Origin of the sequence: Paenibacillus sp. BR1-192, from assembly GCF_029542445.1 — a bacterium.
GTDB classification, from domain to species: Bacteria; Bacillota; Bacilli; order Paenibacillales; family Paenibacillaceae; genus Paenibacillus_AQ; species Paenibacillus_AQ lautus_A.
Map to the genome: position 1 here is coordinate 320,070 of NZ_CP120718.1, position 17,822 is coordinate 337,891.

At 53.5% G+C, this 17,822-nt stretch carries 10 protein-coding genes; 8 read left to right on the top strand and 2 right to left on the bottom strand.

The window, feature by feature from the left end; all coding sequences use genetic code 11:
* Positions 1-41 precede the first annotated feature (41 nt).
* From P0X86_RS01465 to P0X86_RS01490, 6 genes are all read left to right on the top strand, one after another.
* Entirely contained in the window at positions 42-1,574 is a 1,533-nt protein-coding gene (locus tag P0X86_RS01465) for an ABC transporter ATP-binding protein (protein WP_192570013.1), read from the top strand.
* Positions 1,567-2,622, top strand: a complete 1,056-nt coding sequence (locus P0X86_RS01470; protein WP_192570012.1) for an ABC transporter permease — start codon at positions 1,567-1,569, stop codon at positions 2,620-2,622. Before P0X86_RS01465 ends, P0X86_RS01470 begins: the two co-directional genes overlap by 8 nt.
* A gap of 6 nt (positions 2,623-2,628) precedes the next feature.
* Positions 2,629-3,582, top strand: a complete 954-nt coding sequence (locus tag P0X86_RS01475) for an ABC transporter permease (protein ID WP_192570011.1) — start codon at positions 2,629-2,631, stop codon at positions 3,580-3,582.
* Positions 3,583-3,765: 183 nt separating this feature from the next.
* On the top strand, positions 3,766-10,014 hold the full coding sequence (locus P0X86_RS01480; RefSeq protein ID WP_277747584.1) for a 5'-nucleotidase C-terminal domain-containing protein: 6,249 nt from the start codon (positions 3,766-3,768) through the stop codon (positions 10,012-10,014).
* 352 nt (positions 10,015-10,366) lie between these two features.
* A complete protein-coding gene (locus P0X86_RS01485; protein WP_009593946.1) occupies positions 10,367-10,855 on the top strand; it encodes an RNA polymerase sigma factor in 489 nt (162 codons plus the stop codon).
* Between the two features lie 68 nt (positions 10,856-10,923).
* Entirely contained in the window at positions 10,924-11,841 is a 918-nt protein-coding gene (locus P0X86_RS01490) for a hypothetical protein (protein ID WP_277747585.1), read from the top strand.
* 135 nt (positions 11,842-11,976) lie between these two features.
* Here the strand turns inward: P0X86_RS01490 and P0X86_RS01495 are convergent, their stop codons facing one another.
* On the bottom strand, positions 11,977-12,852 hold the full coding sequence (locus P0X86_RS01495; RefSeq protein ID WP_277747586.1) for an AraC family transcriptional regulator: 876 nt from the start codon (positions 12,850-12,852) through the stop codon (positions 11,977-11,979).
* A 153-nt stretch (positions 12,853-13,005) separates the two neighbouring features.
* Here P0X86_RS01495 and P0X86_RS01500 point away from each other — a divergent pair, with 153 nt between their 5' ends.
* The gene (locus P0X86_RS01500) at positions 13,006-14,331 is read left to right on the top strand and encodes a sulfatase-like hydrolase/transferase (RefSeq protein ID WP_277747587.1); all 1,326 of its coding nucleotides are present in this window, start codon (positions 13,006-13,008) and stop codon (positions 14,329-14,331) included.
* A 118-nt stretch (positions 14,332-14,449) separates the two neighbouring features.
* Here the strand turns inward: P0X86_RS01500 and P0X86_RS01505 are convergent, their stop codons facing one another.
* Complete coding sequence (locus P0X86_RS01505) at positions 14,450-16,366, bottom strand: beta-N-acetylhexosaminidase (RefSeq protein ID WP_277747588.1); 1,917 nt, start codon at positions 16,364-16,366, stop codon at positions 14,450-14,452.
* Positions 16,367-16,801: 435 nt separating this feature from the next.
* Between P0X86_RS01505 and P0X86_RS01510 the strand changes: the two genes are divergently transcribed.
* Complete coding sequence (locus tag P0X86_RS01510) at positions 16,802-17,818, top strand: LacI family DNA-binding transcriptional regulator (RefSeq protein WP_277747589.1); 1,017 nt, start codon at positions 16,802-16,804, stop codon at positions 17,816-17,818.
* Positions 17,819-17,822 lie beyond the last annotated feature (4 nt).

A 17,822-nucleotide genomic window follows, 5' to 3' on the forward strand; every position in this document is an offset into this window, starting at 1 on the left:
AGGAAGATATCCAACAAAAAAGAAGGAGAGGACCCAAAACCATGGACTATGTTGTCGAGATGGTGGGCATCCGCAAGGAATTTCCGGGGATCGTGGCCAATGACGATATCACGATTCAACTAAAGAAGGGCGAGATTCACGCGCTGCTCGGCGAGAACGGTGCCGGGAAGTCGACCCTGATGAGCATCCTGTTTGGCATGTACCAGCCTGACCGTGGCGTGATCAAAGTCAACGGCAAGGACGTGCGGATTTCGAATCCGAACGTCGCGAACAAACTCGGAATCGGGATGGTCCATCAGCATTTTAAATTAGTCGAGCCGTTTACCGTGACCGAGAATATTATTCTCGGCAGCGAGACGCGCAAGTATTACTTTGGTTTAGACGTGAGATCCGCAGCCAAGCGGGTCGAGGAGCTGTCCAAACGATACGGGCTCAACGTAGACCCCTATGCCAAAATCGAGGATATCTCGGTAGGGATGCAGCAGCGCGTGGAAATTCTCAAAATGCTGTACCGTGATGCGGAAGTACTCATATTTGACGAGCCCACGGCGGTGCTGACCCCTCAGGAAATCGAAGATTTACAGGGCATTATGAAGAACCTGGTCAACGAAGGCAAATCCATCATTCTGATCACGCATAAATTGAAAGAAATTAAAGCGGTTGCGGACCGCTGCACCGTCATTCGCCGGGGGAAAACAATCGGCACCGTTGACGTAGCCGATACGAGCCGCGAAGCGATGGCCGAAATGATGGTAGGCCGCAGCGTTTCCTTTAAGGTGGATAAGCAGGAGAGTAACCCTGGCAAAGCCGTTCTTCAGATCCAGTCACTTACGGTAAAAAACAGTAAAAAAGTCGAAGCACTCAAAGGATTTAGCTTGGATCTGCATGCCGGTGAGATCGTGGGCATTGCCGGCGTGGACGGTAATGGTCAATCGGAACTGATAGAAGCCATTACCGGCTTGCGTCAAGCGGAGAGCGGAACGGTGAGCTTGAATGGAAAAACGCTCAACGGTCTATCTGTCCGTCAGCGTAATGAGAGCGGAATCGGCCACATTCCGGAGGACCGCCAGAAGAGGGGCCTCGTGCTGGATTATACGATTGAAGAGAATTTGATCCTTGAGGTGTATAACCGCCCACCGTATTCCAAGAACGGGCTGCTGCAGCCGGCAGCGATCCGCAAGCATGCGGAGCATATCATTCAGAGCTTTGATGTGCGTTCCGGAACGGGCGGCCGGTCGATCGTGCGTTCGATGTCCGGCGGTAACCAGCAAAAAGCAATCATCGGCCGCGAGGTAGAGCGCGATCCGGATCTGCTTATTGCCGTTCAGCCGACCCGGGGCCTTGACGTAGGCTCGATTGAATATATTCACCGTCGTCTGATCGAGCAGCGGGACAAGGGGAAAGCCGTTCTGCTGGTTTCCCTGGAGCTTGATGAAGTGCTGAATCTGTCGGACCGCATTGCCGTTATCAATAACGGTGAACTGGTAGGAATCGTAAAAACCTCCGAAACGAACGAAAAAGAGCTCGGACTGATGATGGCCGGGTATCAAAAAGAGGAGGCACCACATGAATAACAGCGTAAAATCGTTGCTTGCCGTCCTGTTCGGACTCATCGCGGGGGCACTGCTTATGGCGCTGACCGGGCATAATCCGGTAGAAGGATATAAGTATCTCCTCCAAGGCGGGCTTAAAAATCCCGAGCGGATCGGTAATACGCTGGCGACGGCGACTCCGCTTATTTTGACCGGTTTGTCCGTGGCTTTTGCCTTCCGTACCGGGCTGTTCAATATCGGTGCTGCGGGCCAAATGCTGATCGGCGGGTTCTGCGCAACGGCTGTCGGCCTTTCACTTGATCTGCCGCGGGCCCTGCTCCTGTTGGTCATGGTGCTGGTCGGGTTCATCGGCGGCGCACTATGGGCGGTGGTTCCCGGTTTCTTGAAGGCTAAATATAACGTGCATGAGGTCGTGTCCACGATCATGATGAACTGGACGGCCTACTGGACCGTTTATTATGTCATTCCGGGTTACTTCAAAGGGGCGAGCCTCGAGACGGAATCGCGCCAGCTTCCGCCGGAAGCCATGCTGCATCAGCAGTGGCTCACCGATATGTTCCAAGGTTCTTATGTCAATCTGGGCTTTTTTATCGCGGTGATCGCCGTTCTGGTCGTCGCTTTCCTTATTAACAAAACAACGCTCGGATACGAATTGAAAGCGGTTGGATTCAACCGGCACGCTTCCGAATATGCGGGGATCGCCGTTAAACGCAGCATCGTGCTGTCCATGTTCATCTCCGGCGGCCTCGCGGGCCTCGCGGGTGTTGCACAGTATGCGGGGAATGCCTCCAGCATGCAGATCGGCGTGCTGCCGAGCCAAGGCTTTGACGGCATTGCCGTAGCCCTGCTTGGAATCAACGCACCTATCGGTGTTTTGGTGTCGGCCCTGTTCTTCGGGATTCTCTACTCGGGCAGAGGTTTTATGAATGCTATGACGGAGATTCCGCCGGAAATCGCCGATTCGATTATCGCCATCATTATCTATTTTGCGGCAACCAGCATTTTGATCGAGCGTCTGTACCGTAAATTGAAGCTGCGTCGCGCGGCAAATAAAAAGCAGGGGGAGTAAGGACATATGTGGACAACGATTGAACAGATTTTTCCGTATGCCATCGCTTACACGATCCCGCTTTTGATTACTGCGTTAGGCGCACTGTTCAGTGAACGAAGCGGGGTCGTCAATATCGGCCTTGACGGCTTAATGATTGTCGGTTCTTTCATCGGCGCCTTTGTCATTTTCAAAATGCAGGCCCAATGGCCTGGCCAATCGTGGGTATTATGGGTAGGGCTTTTGGCCGCGGCGGCAGCGAGCGCGCTATTCTCGCTACTGCATGCATTTGCCAGCATTAACCTCAGTGCCAATCAGATCATAAGCGGTACGGCGATCAACATGATTGCGGGTGCCTTGACGATTTTCCTTGCCCGTAACATTACGGGCAGCGGCAAGATTACGATCACGAATGGTTTTGCGCCGTTTGATGTGCCTCTGCTCTCCAAGATACCGGTTATTGGGGATTTGTTTTTTACCAAAACCTATGCAACAACCTGGCTTGTTCTATTAGTATTAGTGCTAAGCGCGCTCATATTGTACAGAACACCTTTCGGTCTGCGGCTCCGGTCCTGCGGTGAGCATCCGCACGCGGCTGAAGCAGCCGGTATTAAGGTGCAGTCCATGCGGTATGTGGGCGTCATGATCTCGGGTGCTTTTTCCGGACTCGGTGGGGCTGTCATTCTGTTGACGTATTCCGGCGAATTTACGGGGAACGTTGCGGGACTGGGGTTCCTGGCCCTGGCATCCCTCATCTTCGGACAATGGAAGCCGCTCGGCATCCTGCTGGCGACCTTGTTCTTCGGATTTGCCACGACGGTAGCCAACGTATCCCAAGTCATTCCGTCCTTGGCGGTAATCCCGCCGGTCATTCTCAAGATCTTCCCTTATATCGTCACGCTGATCGCGCTCGTGATTTTCTCCAAATCCTCGAATGCGCCGAAAGCGGTAGGGGAGCCGTTCGATTCAGGTAAACGGTAACGCATTGCGCAAGTCGATGTAAGACAAATAGAACCTCTGATATGCCTATCCAGCTTTGGGTTTAGGTCTATCGGAGGTTTTTTTTACATCCAGCATACTTTAGGTTAGAACTCCCAAAACATATCTGGTATATATAGTAAATAAGGTAAGAAGATTTAATAGAATAGAGGAGTGAACACCTGAATGCGCATTCGATTATATAGGTGCCAAAGGCCGTTAAGTGTGCTTTTGGTTATCGTGATGCTTCTGAGTATCATCGTTCCTTTTAGTCCCGTGAAGGTGGCGGAGGCTTCTCCCCGACATGACCAGGTTGTGATCAGCCAAGTGTACGGTGGCGGCGGGAATAGCGGGGCATCTTTTACTCATGATTTTATCGAATTGTTCAATCCGACCAGCAGTCCGGTCGACCTTACAGGCTGGAAGGTACGTTATGCAAGCGCATCAGGCACTTTTAACGGCACGACCTCTTTAACTGGTACCATAGAACCTTATGCTTATTACTTAATCCAACAGCAGAGTAGCGGCTCGGTAGGTGCTTCTTTGCCGACAGCTGATGCTGCAGGAGCATTGAACCTTAGCGGCTCCAATGGCAAAGTAGATCTGGTGAACGCCGCTGGCGATCGCATCGACCTCATTGGCTATGGGTCCGCTTCAGAGTATGAAACGAGCCCGACCGCAGCTCTATCCAACAGCACGGCAGCGATCCGCAAGGAATTGACCGTTGGTCAAAATGACCGCGGCCGCGACACGGATAACAATGCGGCCGATTTTACCGTTACGACGCCCGATCCCCGGAACAGTGCGAGTCCCGTTACGCCGGTCACGCCTGGCTCGGGCCTGGGAGCGGTAACGGCCAATCCGGAGCCTAATGCCTGGCCAGCCGGAACGGAGATTACGCTGAATCCGCCTACAGTAGGCGCTTCCGTTTATGCGGATGTATATTTGTCCGGCGGGAACGGGTCCGGATTCCAACTCGTCACCGGCCCGATCATCCTTAACGAGCCTACGCGGGTGCATGCCTATGCAGCCCAAGATGACCAGCCGGATGGGCCGGTCTCCTCGTTCCAATACGATATTTTAACGCAAACGTCCGTCGCTGATGCCCGCAGCAAGGCGAAAGGCGAGCATGTTTGGACGGAAGGTATCATTACGCATATCGAAGGGAGAGAGACCTATATTCAAGACGATACGGCAGGTATCGTGCTCTATGATTACCCGCTTAATGCCAGCGTTGGCGACCGGGTGAGCGTGGCCGGCGTGATGGAGATTTACAACAATCTTCAGGAGATCAAACCGCACGCCTTGCTGCCGCACGACGTAACGGGGAACCAAGTCGGAGTGCCGCAGGCTCTCCCAATTACCGGAGCTGATCTATCTTCAGCTGCAGGGGAGAACTATGAGGCAAGACTAGTCTCCCTGAATGATGTCACCATCAAGTCCGAGAATAGACCTGGGGAATACACAGCCGAGCAAGGCGGGCATGAATTCATCATCTATTCCGGCTTGTCCAAGCTGAAGACGGTGAAAACCTTCAGCCGCATCACGGGCGTGGTGAAGCAGTTCGGAAACATCTATGAGCTGATTCCGTTAGGCGAGGATGCCTTAATCGAAGAGATGTTCTCCGTAATCGCAAGTCCGGGTGCCGGACCGATCATTACCGGGGGAACGGTGACGCTGTCCAGCCCTACGCAAGGCGCAAGCATCTATTATACGCTTGATGGATCGGTTCCTACGACAGCAAGCACGCTGTACAGCGCACCGATTCAGATTGACCGTGACACAACCATCAAAGCGATCGTCGTCTCGGGTGCCGATGTGAGCAAGGTATACGAATTTGCTTACAAGGCTACTCAGCAGCCGCGCATCGCGGATATCCAAGGCGAGGACCATGTTTCGCCGTATAACGGACAGACGGTAACCGATATTGAAGGCGTTGTAACCCAGTACGGTTATACGTTCTCTAACGGCAGCATTAAGGGATTCTATATCCAGGATCCGAAGCCGGATTCCAATCCGAATACCTCGGATGCCATTTTCGTGTATTCCACGGATCCAAACCGTCCTCAAATCGGAGATCTGGTAAGCGTAGCCGGTAAAGTGGCCGAGTATAACGAGGGAAGCTCCAGCAACCTGACTTCCACTCAAATCGAGCTGCAATCGTTCAAGAAGCTCGATCAGGCACAGCAGCTGCCGGACCCTGTTCTATTAGGCAAAGGCGGACGTCCGATTCCGGCTGCCATTATCGATAATGACGGCATGACCACGTTCGATCCGGAGGAGGATGCCATCGACTTCTACGAGTCGCTGGAGGGCATGTTGGTCAGACTTCCGCAGCCAACGATCATTAGTCCCTATTGGACAAGCAGCGGAACCTACAACATTGCGACCCGGGTCGAAAATGATGTCGCCGATGTCATTACGCCGGCGGGCGGGCTGGTTCTGAAAGAGAACGGCAATTTCAACCCGCAGCGTCTTTTGATTGCTTACGGCAATCCGGGTCAGGAAGTGAGCACGGGCGATACGTTTGCCGATGATGTGATCGGCGTGATCGGGTATAACGGCGGGAACTTCAAGGTGATCCCTGCCAAAGACAGCTTGCCTGCAATCCAAAGCAGCTCTTTTAAGCAAGAGGTATCTACAATTGACGTGAATGCGGAACACCTCAGAGTAGCGACGTATAATATTGAAAATTTCTACCCGGGCGTAAGCTCCGCCAAAATCAACAAGCTGGCGGAATCGATCGTTAACAACATCAAGTCTCCGGATATTATCGGTCTCGTGGAAGTACAGGATAACAACGGAGAGCAGAACAACGGAACCACCGCGGCCGATCAAAGCTACCAGACCTTGATTAACGCCATCAAGGCAGCCGGCGGACCAACTTACAGCTTTACCGACATTGAACCAGAGAATAATAACGACGGGGGGGCGCCGGGAGCCAACATTCGGGTCGGTTTCCTCTACAACGCGGATCGCGTCCAGTTATCGGACAGCGTTCAGGGCAAGAAGGGATCCCCGACGGAATCCGTGGCGTATGATGCGGCGAAGGATCAGTTAACCCTGAATCCGGGCCGGATTGATCCGCAGAATGCGGCATTCAACGCATCGCGCAAGCCGCTGGCAGCACAGTTCGAATTCCAAGGGGAAAAAGTGATCGTCATCGCGAATCATTTTAACTCGAAATCCGGAGATCAAGGGCCATTCGGCAATACCCAGCCGCCGGTTCTCTCCAGCGAAACCCAGCGCCATCAGATCGCAGCGGTCGTGAACGGATTCGTGAAAGACGTGGTGTCCGCTAATCCTGATGCGAACGTCGTCGTGCTGGGGGATTTGAATGATTTCCAATTTACCGAGACGGCGAACATTTTAAAGGGCAACGAATTAGACAACCTGATCGAGACGCTTCCGCTCATGGAGCAGTACACGTACACGTATGACGGAAACTCGCAGGTGCTGGATCATATTCTGGTCAGCAAGAACCTGACCCGTTCTACGCAAGTCGATATCGTGCATCTGAACGCCGATTTCCCGGCCTCCAAGGGCCGCGTATCGGATCATGATCCGGTCGTCGCCCAGATCGACCTGAAGGAAGAAGCCGTGGACGGCTTCCCGCTGACGATTTTGCATACCAATGACACGCATGCCAATCTGGACACCGTAAGCTCGCCGGATAATATTGCGCGCCGGGTTACGGCAATCAAGGAAGCCAGAGCGAATGCGGTCAATCCACTGCTCGTGGATGCGGGAGACGTATTCTCAGGCACGCTGTATTTTAATCAATATTTGGGACTTGCCGATCTGGAGTTCATGAATTTGGTTCAATATGATGCCATGACCTTCGGTAACCATGAGTTCGATAAAGGATCCGAGGTGCTGAACGATTTCATCGAGCATGCGGAATTCCCGTTTGTTTCCTCGAACGTGAATTTTTCGGCCGATGCTTTATTGACCCAGAAATTCAAAAATGAAGTGACCCGGGATGCCAAGGATGCAACCATCTATCCGGCCATCATCATGGAGGTAGATGGGGAGCAGGTTGGCCTCATCGGACTGACAACCGAAGACACGGCGAACATCGCTTCGCCTGGAGACGTAACTTTTGAGGATGCGGTGCAAAAGGCAAAAGACACCGTAGCGATGCTGAGGAAGGAAGGTATCAACAAAATCGTCGTACTGTCGCACCTCGGTTATGACGTGGATGTCAACCTTGCGAAGGAAGTCGAGGGCATCGACATCATCGTGGGCGGTCACAGTCATACCAAGCTGGATCAGGCGGTCGTGGACCGTACGGACAGCGAACCGAAGCTGATCGTGCAGACAGGTGAAAAAGGTCAATTCTTAGGCCAGCTTGAGGTCGTATTTGATGACGAGGGTGTTCTGCAAGAGTGGAACAGCAGCCTCATTTCCGTTGACGAGAAAGATAGCAATGAGCAGTATGTAATTCAGCCGGATCCCGAAGCTTTGCAAATTCTGAACACCAAATATAAGCCGGGCGTGGAGGAATTGAAACAAACGGAGGTTGGCACGACAGAAGTGAAGCTGAACGGCGTCCGCGCCGATGTCCGCACGAAGGAAACGAATCTCGGCAATCTGATTGCCGATGGCATGCTGGATGCGGCGCAAGCCGCCGGCACGAATGCGGTCATCGCCCTGCAGAACGGCGGCGGCATCCGCGAATCCATTGAAGCAGGCAAAATCACGATGGGTGACGTCATGACGGTGCTTCCGTTTAACAATGATCTCGTCACGATCACGTTAACGGGCGCCGAGATTAAAGAAGCCATGGAGAACGGGGTCTCCAAAACCCCTGCTCAGGACGGGCGCTTTCCGCATATCGCGGGCATGAGGTTCTATTATGATTCGACCAAGCCGGTTGGATCACGCGTCCTGCGCATCGAGGTGAAAGGCAAGAACGGATACGAGCCGATCGACATGAATAAATCGTATGAGGTAGCGACGAACGCATTTACCGCTAAGGGCGGCGATTTCTATGCTTCGCTCGAGAAGGCTTATCTGGAAGGGCGCGTGAACCTGCTTTATAAGCCTGACTATGAGGTGTTCTCGAACTATGTGAAAAAGGTAGGCACCATCACGGCCAAGACCTCCGCCGTGGAAGGACGGATTACGGACTTGAAGGGAGCGCCGCTTCCGGGTGGTCCGGGAGAGCCTGGGCCGGGCAACCCTGGAAATCCGGGCACGCCTGGAACTCCGACGACGCCTCCCGTGAATCCTTCCAACCCTGGCACGACGCCGCCGGCGGAGCCAGGCAAGATTAAGGTGCCGGTGAAGGTGGAGAACGGCGCGGCGGCAGGCAGCGTGACCGGAGTGGCCATGAAGGAAGCCCTAAAACAGCCTGTTGGCGGAAAAGTTACCGTAGAGGTAACAAGCACGCAGTCCATCTCTTCTTCATCCGTTACCATCGAGAATGAAGCGCTGCGTGCGTGGCTTGATCAGACAAGCGCGCAGGTGCTGGTGGTAGCTACGCCTTACGGAAGCTATGAACTTCCGAAGACGGAGATCAATCTTCAAGCGCTGGCAGCCCAAGCCGGCTCGGACATGAACAGCCTTCAATTGGTCATTCAGCTTGCTGTCGATGCGGATGCCCTTAAATCAGCGGCGTCCAAAGGATATAAAGCGCTGCAAGCCGTGAGCCACACCGTGACGGTGAAGTCCGGCAATGGCAAGACTTTCACGCTGGATTCGTTCCAAACGTATGTGAAACGGTCCCTGAATGTCGACAAATCGCATGCGTTGACGGACATTGCGGTTGTTCGAGTGGATGGAAACGGCGAATACACGCCAGTACCATTCAAGGTGAACGGCCAACGTATCGATATCTATAGCCGCACGAACAGCACGTATCTGGTGTTGCAGAACCCGGTAACGTTCCAGGACATCGCGTCGCATTGGTCGAAGGGTGAGGTTGAATCGCTTGCGGCCAAAATGATCGTAACCGGGCGCACGGAGCAGACCTTTGTTCCGAACGCTCCAGTCACTCGGGCCGAGTTCGCAGCGCTTGTCGTCCGGGCATTGGGACTTTCTGCAGACGCTGCGTCAGGCAGCTTCCAGGACGTGGCTTCATCCGACTGGTACGCGGGAGCGATCCAGGCAGCAGTCGATGCCGATATCATTAACGGCTACACGGACGGCACCTTTAAGCCGAATCGGACGATCACGCGCGAAGAGATGGCCGTGATGGCCTACAACGCGCTGGAGTATGCCGGATATAACCCCGTCGACGCGGCAAAAGCTCATTTTGCCGATGCGTCCGCGATCGGTGCTTGGTCTCAGGTGGCGGTGTATGAATTGGAGGCACTTGATATTCTGAACGGAGATCCGAAGCAGCGCTTCCATCCTAAATCGAATGCCACCCGCGGCGAAAGCGCCGCTGTGCTCCATCGTTTGATGCAGGATTTGACGTACGTAAAATAAACAGGTTCTATAGCGGCTGGATGCATAATGGGTAAGCCTCTCGGTTATAAACGAGAAGGGGGAGTCCACCAGCAAATCTGCTAAAGAACACTCCATTGATCAACAAAATGGGAAATAGAAATGGCGGTGCTAAGGAGGCGATCCTTGCACCGCCATTTTCTTGTTTTTTACTTTCGTTGCACCGCTTCTTTCGTAAACGATTCGTACACGGAGCGTCTCCTAACAGAAAGAGGGGCACACGAGATCTAAGAGCTTTTGGGACACCCTCTTTTTTAATCCAAAAAACTTAAAAACAAAATGTGACCGATCCGCGTCCATAACTGTGTTAAGGGTAAAAGGAGGTCTAAAGGCGATGCAGATCGATTCGCTCCGGCCGGGCGGAGATATTACGGAAACCTATGAATTATATGGCGATATGCTTTTTAAAATAGCGATGGTGTACCTTGGGAATAAACAGGATGTCGAAGAAGCCATTCAGGAGACGTTCATTAAACTGATATATAAAGCGCCCGACTTCAGGGATCAGGAGCATAAGAAAGCTTGGCTCATCCGGGTGATTACGAACCACTGCAAGAACATGCAAGGGAGCCTGTGGCGCAAGCGGGTAACCAAAATGGAGCATATGAACGATTATTTTGTCGAACCGTCGGAACGGACGCTGATGGATAACGTCATGAGTTTGCCGTTCAAGTATAAGTCGGTCATCCATCTGTTTTATTACGAGGATTATTCCGTTAAGGAAATCGCCGGGATTTTGCAGATTAATGAGTCTGCGGTCAAGATGCGTCTTCAGCGCGGCAGGAAGCTGCTGCGCATGGACTTGGAAGGAGAGGACGATTGATGAATCGGAGTGACTACAAATCATTGATAGATCGAATCGAACCTGATAAAGGAATGGAGGAGCGGATTATGAAAGGAATGAAACAAAATCAGCGTCAAACGACAAGAATGAGCCGACTGGGGGTCGCCGGCGTCACCGCGGCCATTATGCTGGGGCTGGTGGTAGTGACTTCGCTGGTATTGAATCTTGAGAACGAGCCAGCGGTCAGCGATATCCCGGTGGTTCAACAAGGGACTGGGTCGAATACCCCGCCGACCGCGAAGGTTGGTCACGATCCGGTAACCATTCCGAAAATCGAGCTTCCGGGCGAGAGCAACGTCAAAGCCGACATGATCGGTTTGGTTGTATACCAGGGCAATATCTACACCCAAACCGGTACGCAAATCACGCCGGAAATTGCCAAGCAGCTGCGGGGCGACAAGCTCGGACGGTCGAAGTCGGGGATTACGGAGTGGAGCTCCTCCGATGATTACACGGAGCTTGCCTCGACGATCGGCGAAATGGACATCTTTACGGTTAAGGGATACGACGCCGATTTTAGAATTATGTCCTACATGGAGCACGACGGGGAAGTCTACGCCGAATTGTATGAGCATCTAAACGGGATTACGGTGGCCAAGGGCGAGGATATTATCGGCAAGCTGAATCTGATGGGGAACATGACTTCGGTCAAATGGCAGGATTTCGACAGCTGGAACATGGGCGAGAACAAATTGCGCGAGCTTTCCGCCGATGCGGAGGTGCAAGCCTTCGTTGAAGCTTTATATGAAGCGAAGCCGATCGCGGCCGAACCTTTGTTTGAGCAAGGGATCTACGAGACCGGGCCTAGCGAGCAGAAATTTCTGTATATCCAGCTGCAGGACGGGACGGAAGTCCAGTTAAGACTGTTCAAAGGCGGCCAATATGTGCGATATGCCAATGCGCCTGTGTTCTTTCAATTGGAAGGTGCAGCATTCACCACGCTGTGGAAGCTGATGGAGGAATAGGTTCCTACCGTTTGTAGCCACGAAAAATAGGTATGTAAAAAGACTAGAGGCTATCCCTAATCGGATGGCCTCTTTTCGTTGCTGTAGGATCGATAATGGTGTTCCCTTTATCTTTTATCGTAGGGCGGTTCCTTGTTATTCGCTTGTTCTCGATGATGGGCGGTTCGCTTTCACGAATGCGCTTGGCGTCATTCCGAAATACCGGGTAAAGGCGCGGGAGAACGTAAACAAATCCGAATAGCCCAGGGATAAAGCGGTCTGCGTGATGCTGGTTCCCTCGGCGGATAACAGGCGGGTCGCTTTCTCCATGATCAACTGCTGCATGTAGCGGGACGGAGAGATGCCGTATCGGCGGGTAAACGCGCGGGTGAAGTGACTGCGATGCACGCCGGCCCAGGCGGCAAGCTCCTCCACGGATAGGTTCTCCGTGCAATGAAGCCCCATATATCCGGGGACGGACTCGAGCCAGTCCGAAGCAGCCGAAGCAGCGGGAAGGTGCTGGTCCCGGTTGGGATCGATGCTGTGGATCAACTGGAATCCCAGCGACATCAGCTGAAGGCTATGGTCCTGCTGGGGCTGCCGGAGCAATCGCTGAATGTCCTTGATGACAGCCAAGGCATCGTCCCTGAAGGCATTTTGACGATAGGGCCGTTCCGGACATAAATCGACATGCTTCAATATGGACGGCATCAACTCGCCCATAAAGGCCGTCCAGGTGATCATGGTGGACGGCTCGTCGCAGTCCTTGACATACGTATAGACCGAGCCGGGGAAAAGGCAGAAAAGATCGCCTTCCGAGAGGGAGATGCTGCTGCCGTCCCATCCGAACCGCACCTTGCCGCTGGCAACGAAATGTATACTATAAAATTCGACGGACCGGGGACCGACTTTTTCGGTGAAAAAGGGGTGGGATCCGGATTTGAATATCCATAATCCCAGTTGTGTCTCAAAGTGAGCCGGGTTGTTAAAGTATTCTTCTCGGGATGGCCGCTGATTCACTGTTAAACTCATGTGTCCTCCTTCCACCTATAGCGATCATTTCTTTTGTTATTGCTATGATGCAACATATTGTATAACGATTGCAAGGCTGGAGCATTCCGTATTCGTCCGCCAAAAGGTACGATGATGAGGAACAAGTCGAGCATAGTAGAGGTGAATGGAGATATGAAACAACCGAATTTTATCGTGATTTATTGCGATGACTTAGGGTATGGAGATCTTGGATGCTACGGTTCGGACACCGTGAAAACCCCGCATCTGGACGGGTTGGCTGACGAAGGCATTCGTTTTACGAATTGGTATTCGAATTCCCCGGTCTGCTCTCCGTCACGAGCTTCATTATTGACGGGCAAGTACCCGGCCCGAGCGGGAGTCGGCGAGATTCTGGGGGCGAAGCGCGGCTCGCATGGACTGCCTGCGGACGAGGTGACGTTGGCCAAGGCGCTCAAGCCTGCCGGGTACAGGACGGCGCTGTATGGAAAATGGCATTTGGGCTTGTCCGAGGAAACCAGCCCGAATGCGCATGGATTTGATGAGTTTTTCGGATTCAAGGCAGGCTGCGTCGATTTTTACTCGCACATTTTTTACTGGGGCCAAGCCCATGGCGTCAACCCCCTGCATGATCTATGGGAAAACGAAACGGAGGTTTGGGAGAACGGCCGGTACATGACCGAGCTGATCACGGAACGATCGGTTGATTTCATTCAGCGGTCGCGGGAGCAGGAGCAGGAGGCTCCGTTCTTCTTGTTTGCATCGTACAACGCGCCGCATTATCCGATGCATGCGCCGCAGGAATACATGGACCGGTTTGCGCATTTGCCTTGGGATCGGCAGGTCATGGCCGCCATGATTGCCGCGGTGGACGATGGCGTCGGGGAGATCGTAAAGGCGCTGAAGGAAGCCGGCTGTTACGAGGATACGGTCATTTTCTTCTCCAGCGATAACGGACCGTCCTCCGAGAGCCGGAACTGGCTGGATGGGACGGAGGACGTGTATTACGGGGGAAGCGCGGGGATTTTCCGGGGGCATAAAGCAAGCCTGTTCGAAGGCGGAATCCGCGAACCTGCCATATTGAGCTGGCCGAACGGATGGGAAGGCGGACAAGTGCGAGATGAAGTGGCGGCTATGATGGACATCGCACCGACCTTTTTGGATCTGGCCGGCGTCGATCCGGCGGCAGGACCGCTTAAAGGCATACCGCTGGATGGAAGCAGCCTGAAGGAAATGCTGCAAATGCGCGAGCCGTCGCCGCATAAGCAATTGTTCTGGGAGTATCAAGGCCAACTGGCTGTCCGGGAAGGGGATTGGAAGCTGGTGCTGAACGGAAAACTCGATTTTGACCGCGTGGTTCCGGATCAGATTCACTTGTCCGATCTGTCCAGGGATCCCGGGGAGCGCTCCAACCTGGCGGACCGTTACCCGGAGATCGTGGAACGGCTTAGCCGGGATGTGCGAGACTGGTATGAGGAAGTGCAGCGGCACGGATCCTGAGCGTGAATAGAGCATATCGCCTAAGCCTCAGCGATAAATGCAAAAAAAGCCCCGGCAACCGGGGCTTTTTATTAGGTGTTGATGACAGGGCATCAGCAGAATCCGACAGCCGGAACCCTTAAAAAGGATTCAGGACATGGTAGAACACGTTCGGCGAAGCCATGCGGTAATAATGGCTGCACCAGCCGACGCCCTTGTGGTTGTCGCGGTTGGTTGTGCTGAACACCAGCCGTTCCTGCTCAAGCTCCTCGATACGTGCCGTCCGTCCCTCCACGTAGTCCAGAATGCGGAACGATGCGGTGTCCAGGCGGGTGATGACGCCGCCATAGCGGATGTCGATGACCTCCCAGCCGAAGGGTTTGAACATCCGATGCCACTGCGTACGGTGGGCAATGCGCAGCTCTTGCACGGCTTTGGAGATGGCAGGGAGCACGTTCTTGGCCATATGCCTTAAGGTATCGACGTCCTTGGCATCATAGGCTTGCTTCAGCAGAATGCCGATTTCGCTCTTGCGTTTGAGGACGGCGCTCAGCTTCTCCGGCATCTCGAACAGATAGTCCAGTTCGGCTGTGCTATCGCGCTTCGCGCGCAGGTTTTGCTCCAGCTCGGCATAGTGGTTCGAGAGGTCCAGGCCTTCGATCTGTTTGTCGAACATCCCGAGGAGCACATCCTGGTACAGCAAAAATTTCGACGGGTTGCTCTGCTTGGCGTTGTTCGGCTCCTGGCCGGGAATCTCGTCCAGATCCTTCAGCAGGAGGAACGCCTCCATGTCGATGCCCGTACAGAATTTCACCCGTTCCGCCAACTGAGCCAGGGAAGGCTCCTGTTCCGAGTAGGCATGCTCGGCATAAAGCTGCAGACCGAGCAGCGCCGCGAACGGATTTCCTTCGTTGCCGTCGTCGCCCCACATCGTGGCGTATACCTCGCGGATTCCTTCCTGCTTGCACACTTGAAGCGCAACATTCGATGCGTTCAGGGACAACCCGTAGTTGACGCCGAATGTGTTAAAGATCCAGACGGCTCCGGCAAACACGAGGTTGCAGCCCAGCGGGCGGTGATTGGCGATCAGCTTCTCATAGTCTGCCGGCTCCATGTGGGTGTAATCCCAGTACACCATGTCCACATCCTTCGGGATGCGGCGGGCCATATCCTCCGGGATCGAGGTGTCCTTGTCGTAATACGCCGCATCGCCGCCTCCGCCGGCAGCGAGCTTCAGGAACATGTCGCTCCACATCATCGGCTTCAGGCCGCGCTTGCGGACGGCAGCCAGGACTTTGTCCAGATGGGCGATCATAATGTCGAAACGGCTCACATAACCGTTGTGATCCAAATATTTACCACGTCCGAGCTCCTCCGCTTCGTCCATCCCGATATGAATCTTGTTGCTGCGGAACGGAGCGCTGGCAGCCTCGATCATCCGTTCAATCAGGGAATCGGTCTGCTCGCTGCCAACGAGCAAGGCACCCTTCGTATCGCGGTAATGCTTGATGGGCTCCCACTTCAGAAACTCCTCCAGGTGCGCCAAGGTTTGGATGCTTGGAAAAGCCTCGATCCCGAATTGATCGGCATAATCGTCCATCTCTTTCAGCTCCGCCTGCGTGTAGCGACCGCGCATATAACCGAAATACGGCTCGCCTTCGATCTGGTAGGTGTCCTCCATGTACAGCATCACGCTGTTCATGCCCATCAGGGCCATTTTATTCAGCATGAGCTTAAAGCTGTCCACGGTCAGCACGGCGTTGCGGGACAGGTCGAACATCGGGCCGATTTGGTCAAATTGCTGGCGTTCGTGAAGGTGGAACGAATCGCTTTGGCGGCTATGTTGAACCAGCAAGCCGAGTCCCCGAAAAAATTGATGTTTTCGTCCGTAACGAATATAGGCGCGATCTCGGTCCCTGCCGACCTCCAGATCGCCATCGGACAAGGCTACCTCAACGGGGATGCCGTTTTCCAAAAGTTCGACGCCAAGCTCATCCAGCAGCAGCTCAATGCCTGGCATGACATCCGTAACAGCGCCCTCGAAATGAAATTTCATATGAAATCCCCCTGCATCCATGATTTTGCGAACATTAAACATTATATCATTATAATGTTTAATGTTAGGGGAATCGCCGCTGGAAATCAATCCTTTGTTTGCAAAGTTAGAGGAGTTATCACGGACCTATATCAAACGTACAGCGGTTCGTTGACGAGCTATTCATTTACGAAATAGATAAAATAAGAACAAAAAACAGGATTGACACTGCCGATAACCCGGTGTATTTTATATACAAATCGTTTTTGCAAAAACGTTTTGCATCACGAGAACATCAATCGTTGCGTCATTCGGCGATTCTTTCTTCAACGCGATAACGCCGTAATCGGCTAATACCTGATAGCGTTTACATAAGTGGTTGGAACTCTGCGGTTTTACAGTTCTGCATTTATAGTCTAACCAAATGCTTTCCTATAATTTTGGATAAGGATGATCATGATGGCAGCAACCATAAAAGACGTCGCCCGTGAGGCCGGCGTAGCGGTTTGTACCGTGTCGTTTGCGGTCAATGGCTCCGCGCATGTAGCGGAAGCGACCAAGAAGCGGATATTCGATGCAATCGAGAAGCTGAATTACCGGCCGAACCAATCCGCGCGCGGATTGGTTACGAAGAAGACGAACAACATCGGCCTGGTGGTCGAGGATACGGTGGACGGTTTGGAGAATACCATTCTCCTCGACGTCGTCAAGGGACTTGGGGAGGCGACGGGAGACAACAATTACGATTTGCTGCTGTCCTTTCAGAAGCCGAGTACGAATAAATTGGCGGATCACCTGCTGGACGTCTACCGCAAGCAATCGGCGGATGGGCTGATCCTGATGGGGGCGGCCATTAACCAGCCGTATGGGGAGCTGATCAAGAACCGGTTTCCTTTTGTCCTGCTCGGGAGGCCGACCATGCCCGGGGTGTGTCACAGCGTCAATGCGGATAACGAGCAAGGCGCCTATGAAGCCGTTAAATATCTGATCGGCAAGGGTCATCGCCGGATTGCGCTCATCACCCCATGCTCGCTGGAAGTGGATGCCTCGCTGGACCGGTATAACGGCTACCGCCAGGCCATGGAGGAATTAGGCGACGGGTTCGATGAGCGGCTGGTGGAGATCGGTTCCTTCGAAGAAGACAGCGGGTATACGGAAACGGAGAAGCTGCTGAACAGAGTCGAGCGTCCTACCGCCATCATCGCCGGACGCGACGTGATCGCTTCCCGCGTCGTCGAGAAGGCTCAGGAGCTGGGTTACAAGGTGCCGGAGGACCTGGCGGTGATCGGATTCGATAACACGGCCGTGTCCCAGTTGGCCCGGCCATCCATTACATCGATCGAGCTGCCGATGCGGCAGATGGGCCTGGAAGCAGCGAAGCTGTTAATGCAGCTGATTGACGGCGAAATTCGTTTTGACGATATTCAGACGATCGTTTTGCCGTGTACCGTCATTGAAAGAGAATCGACCTGAAAAC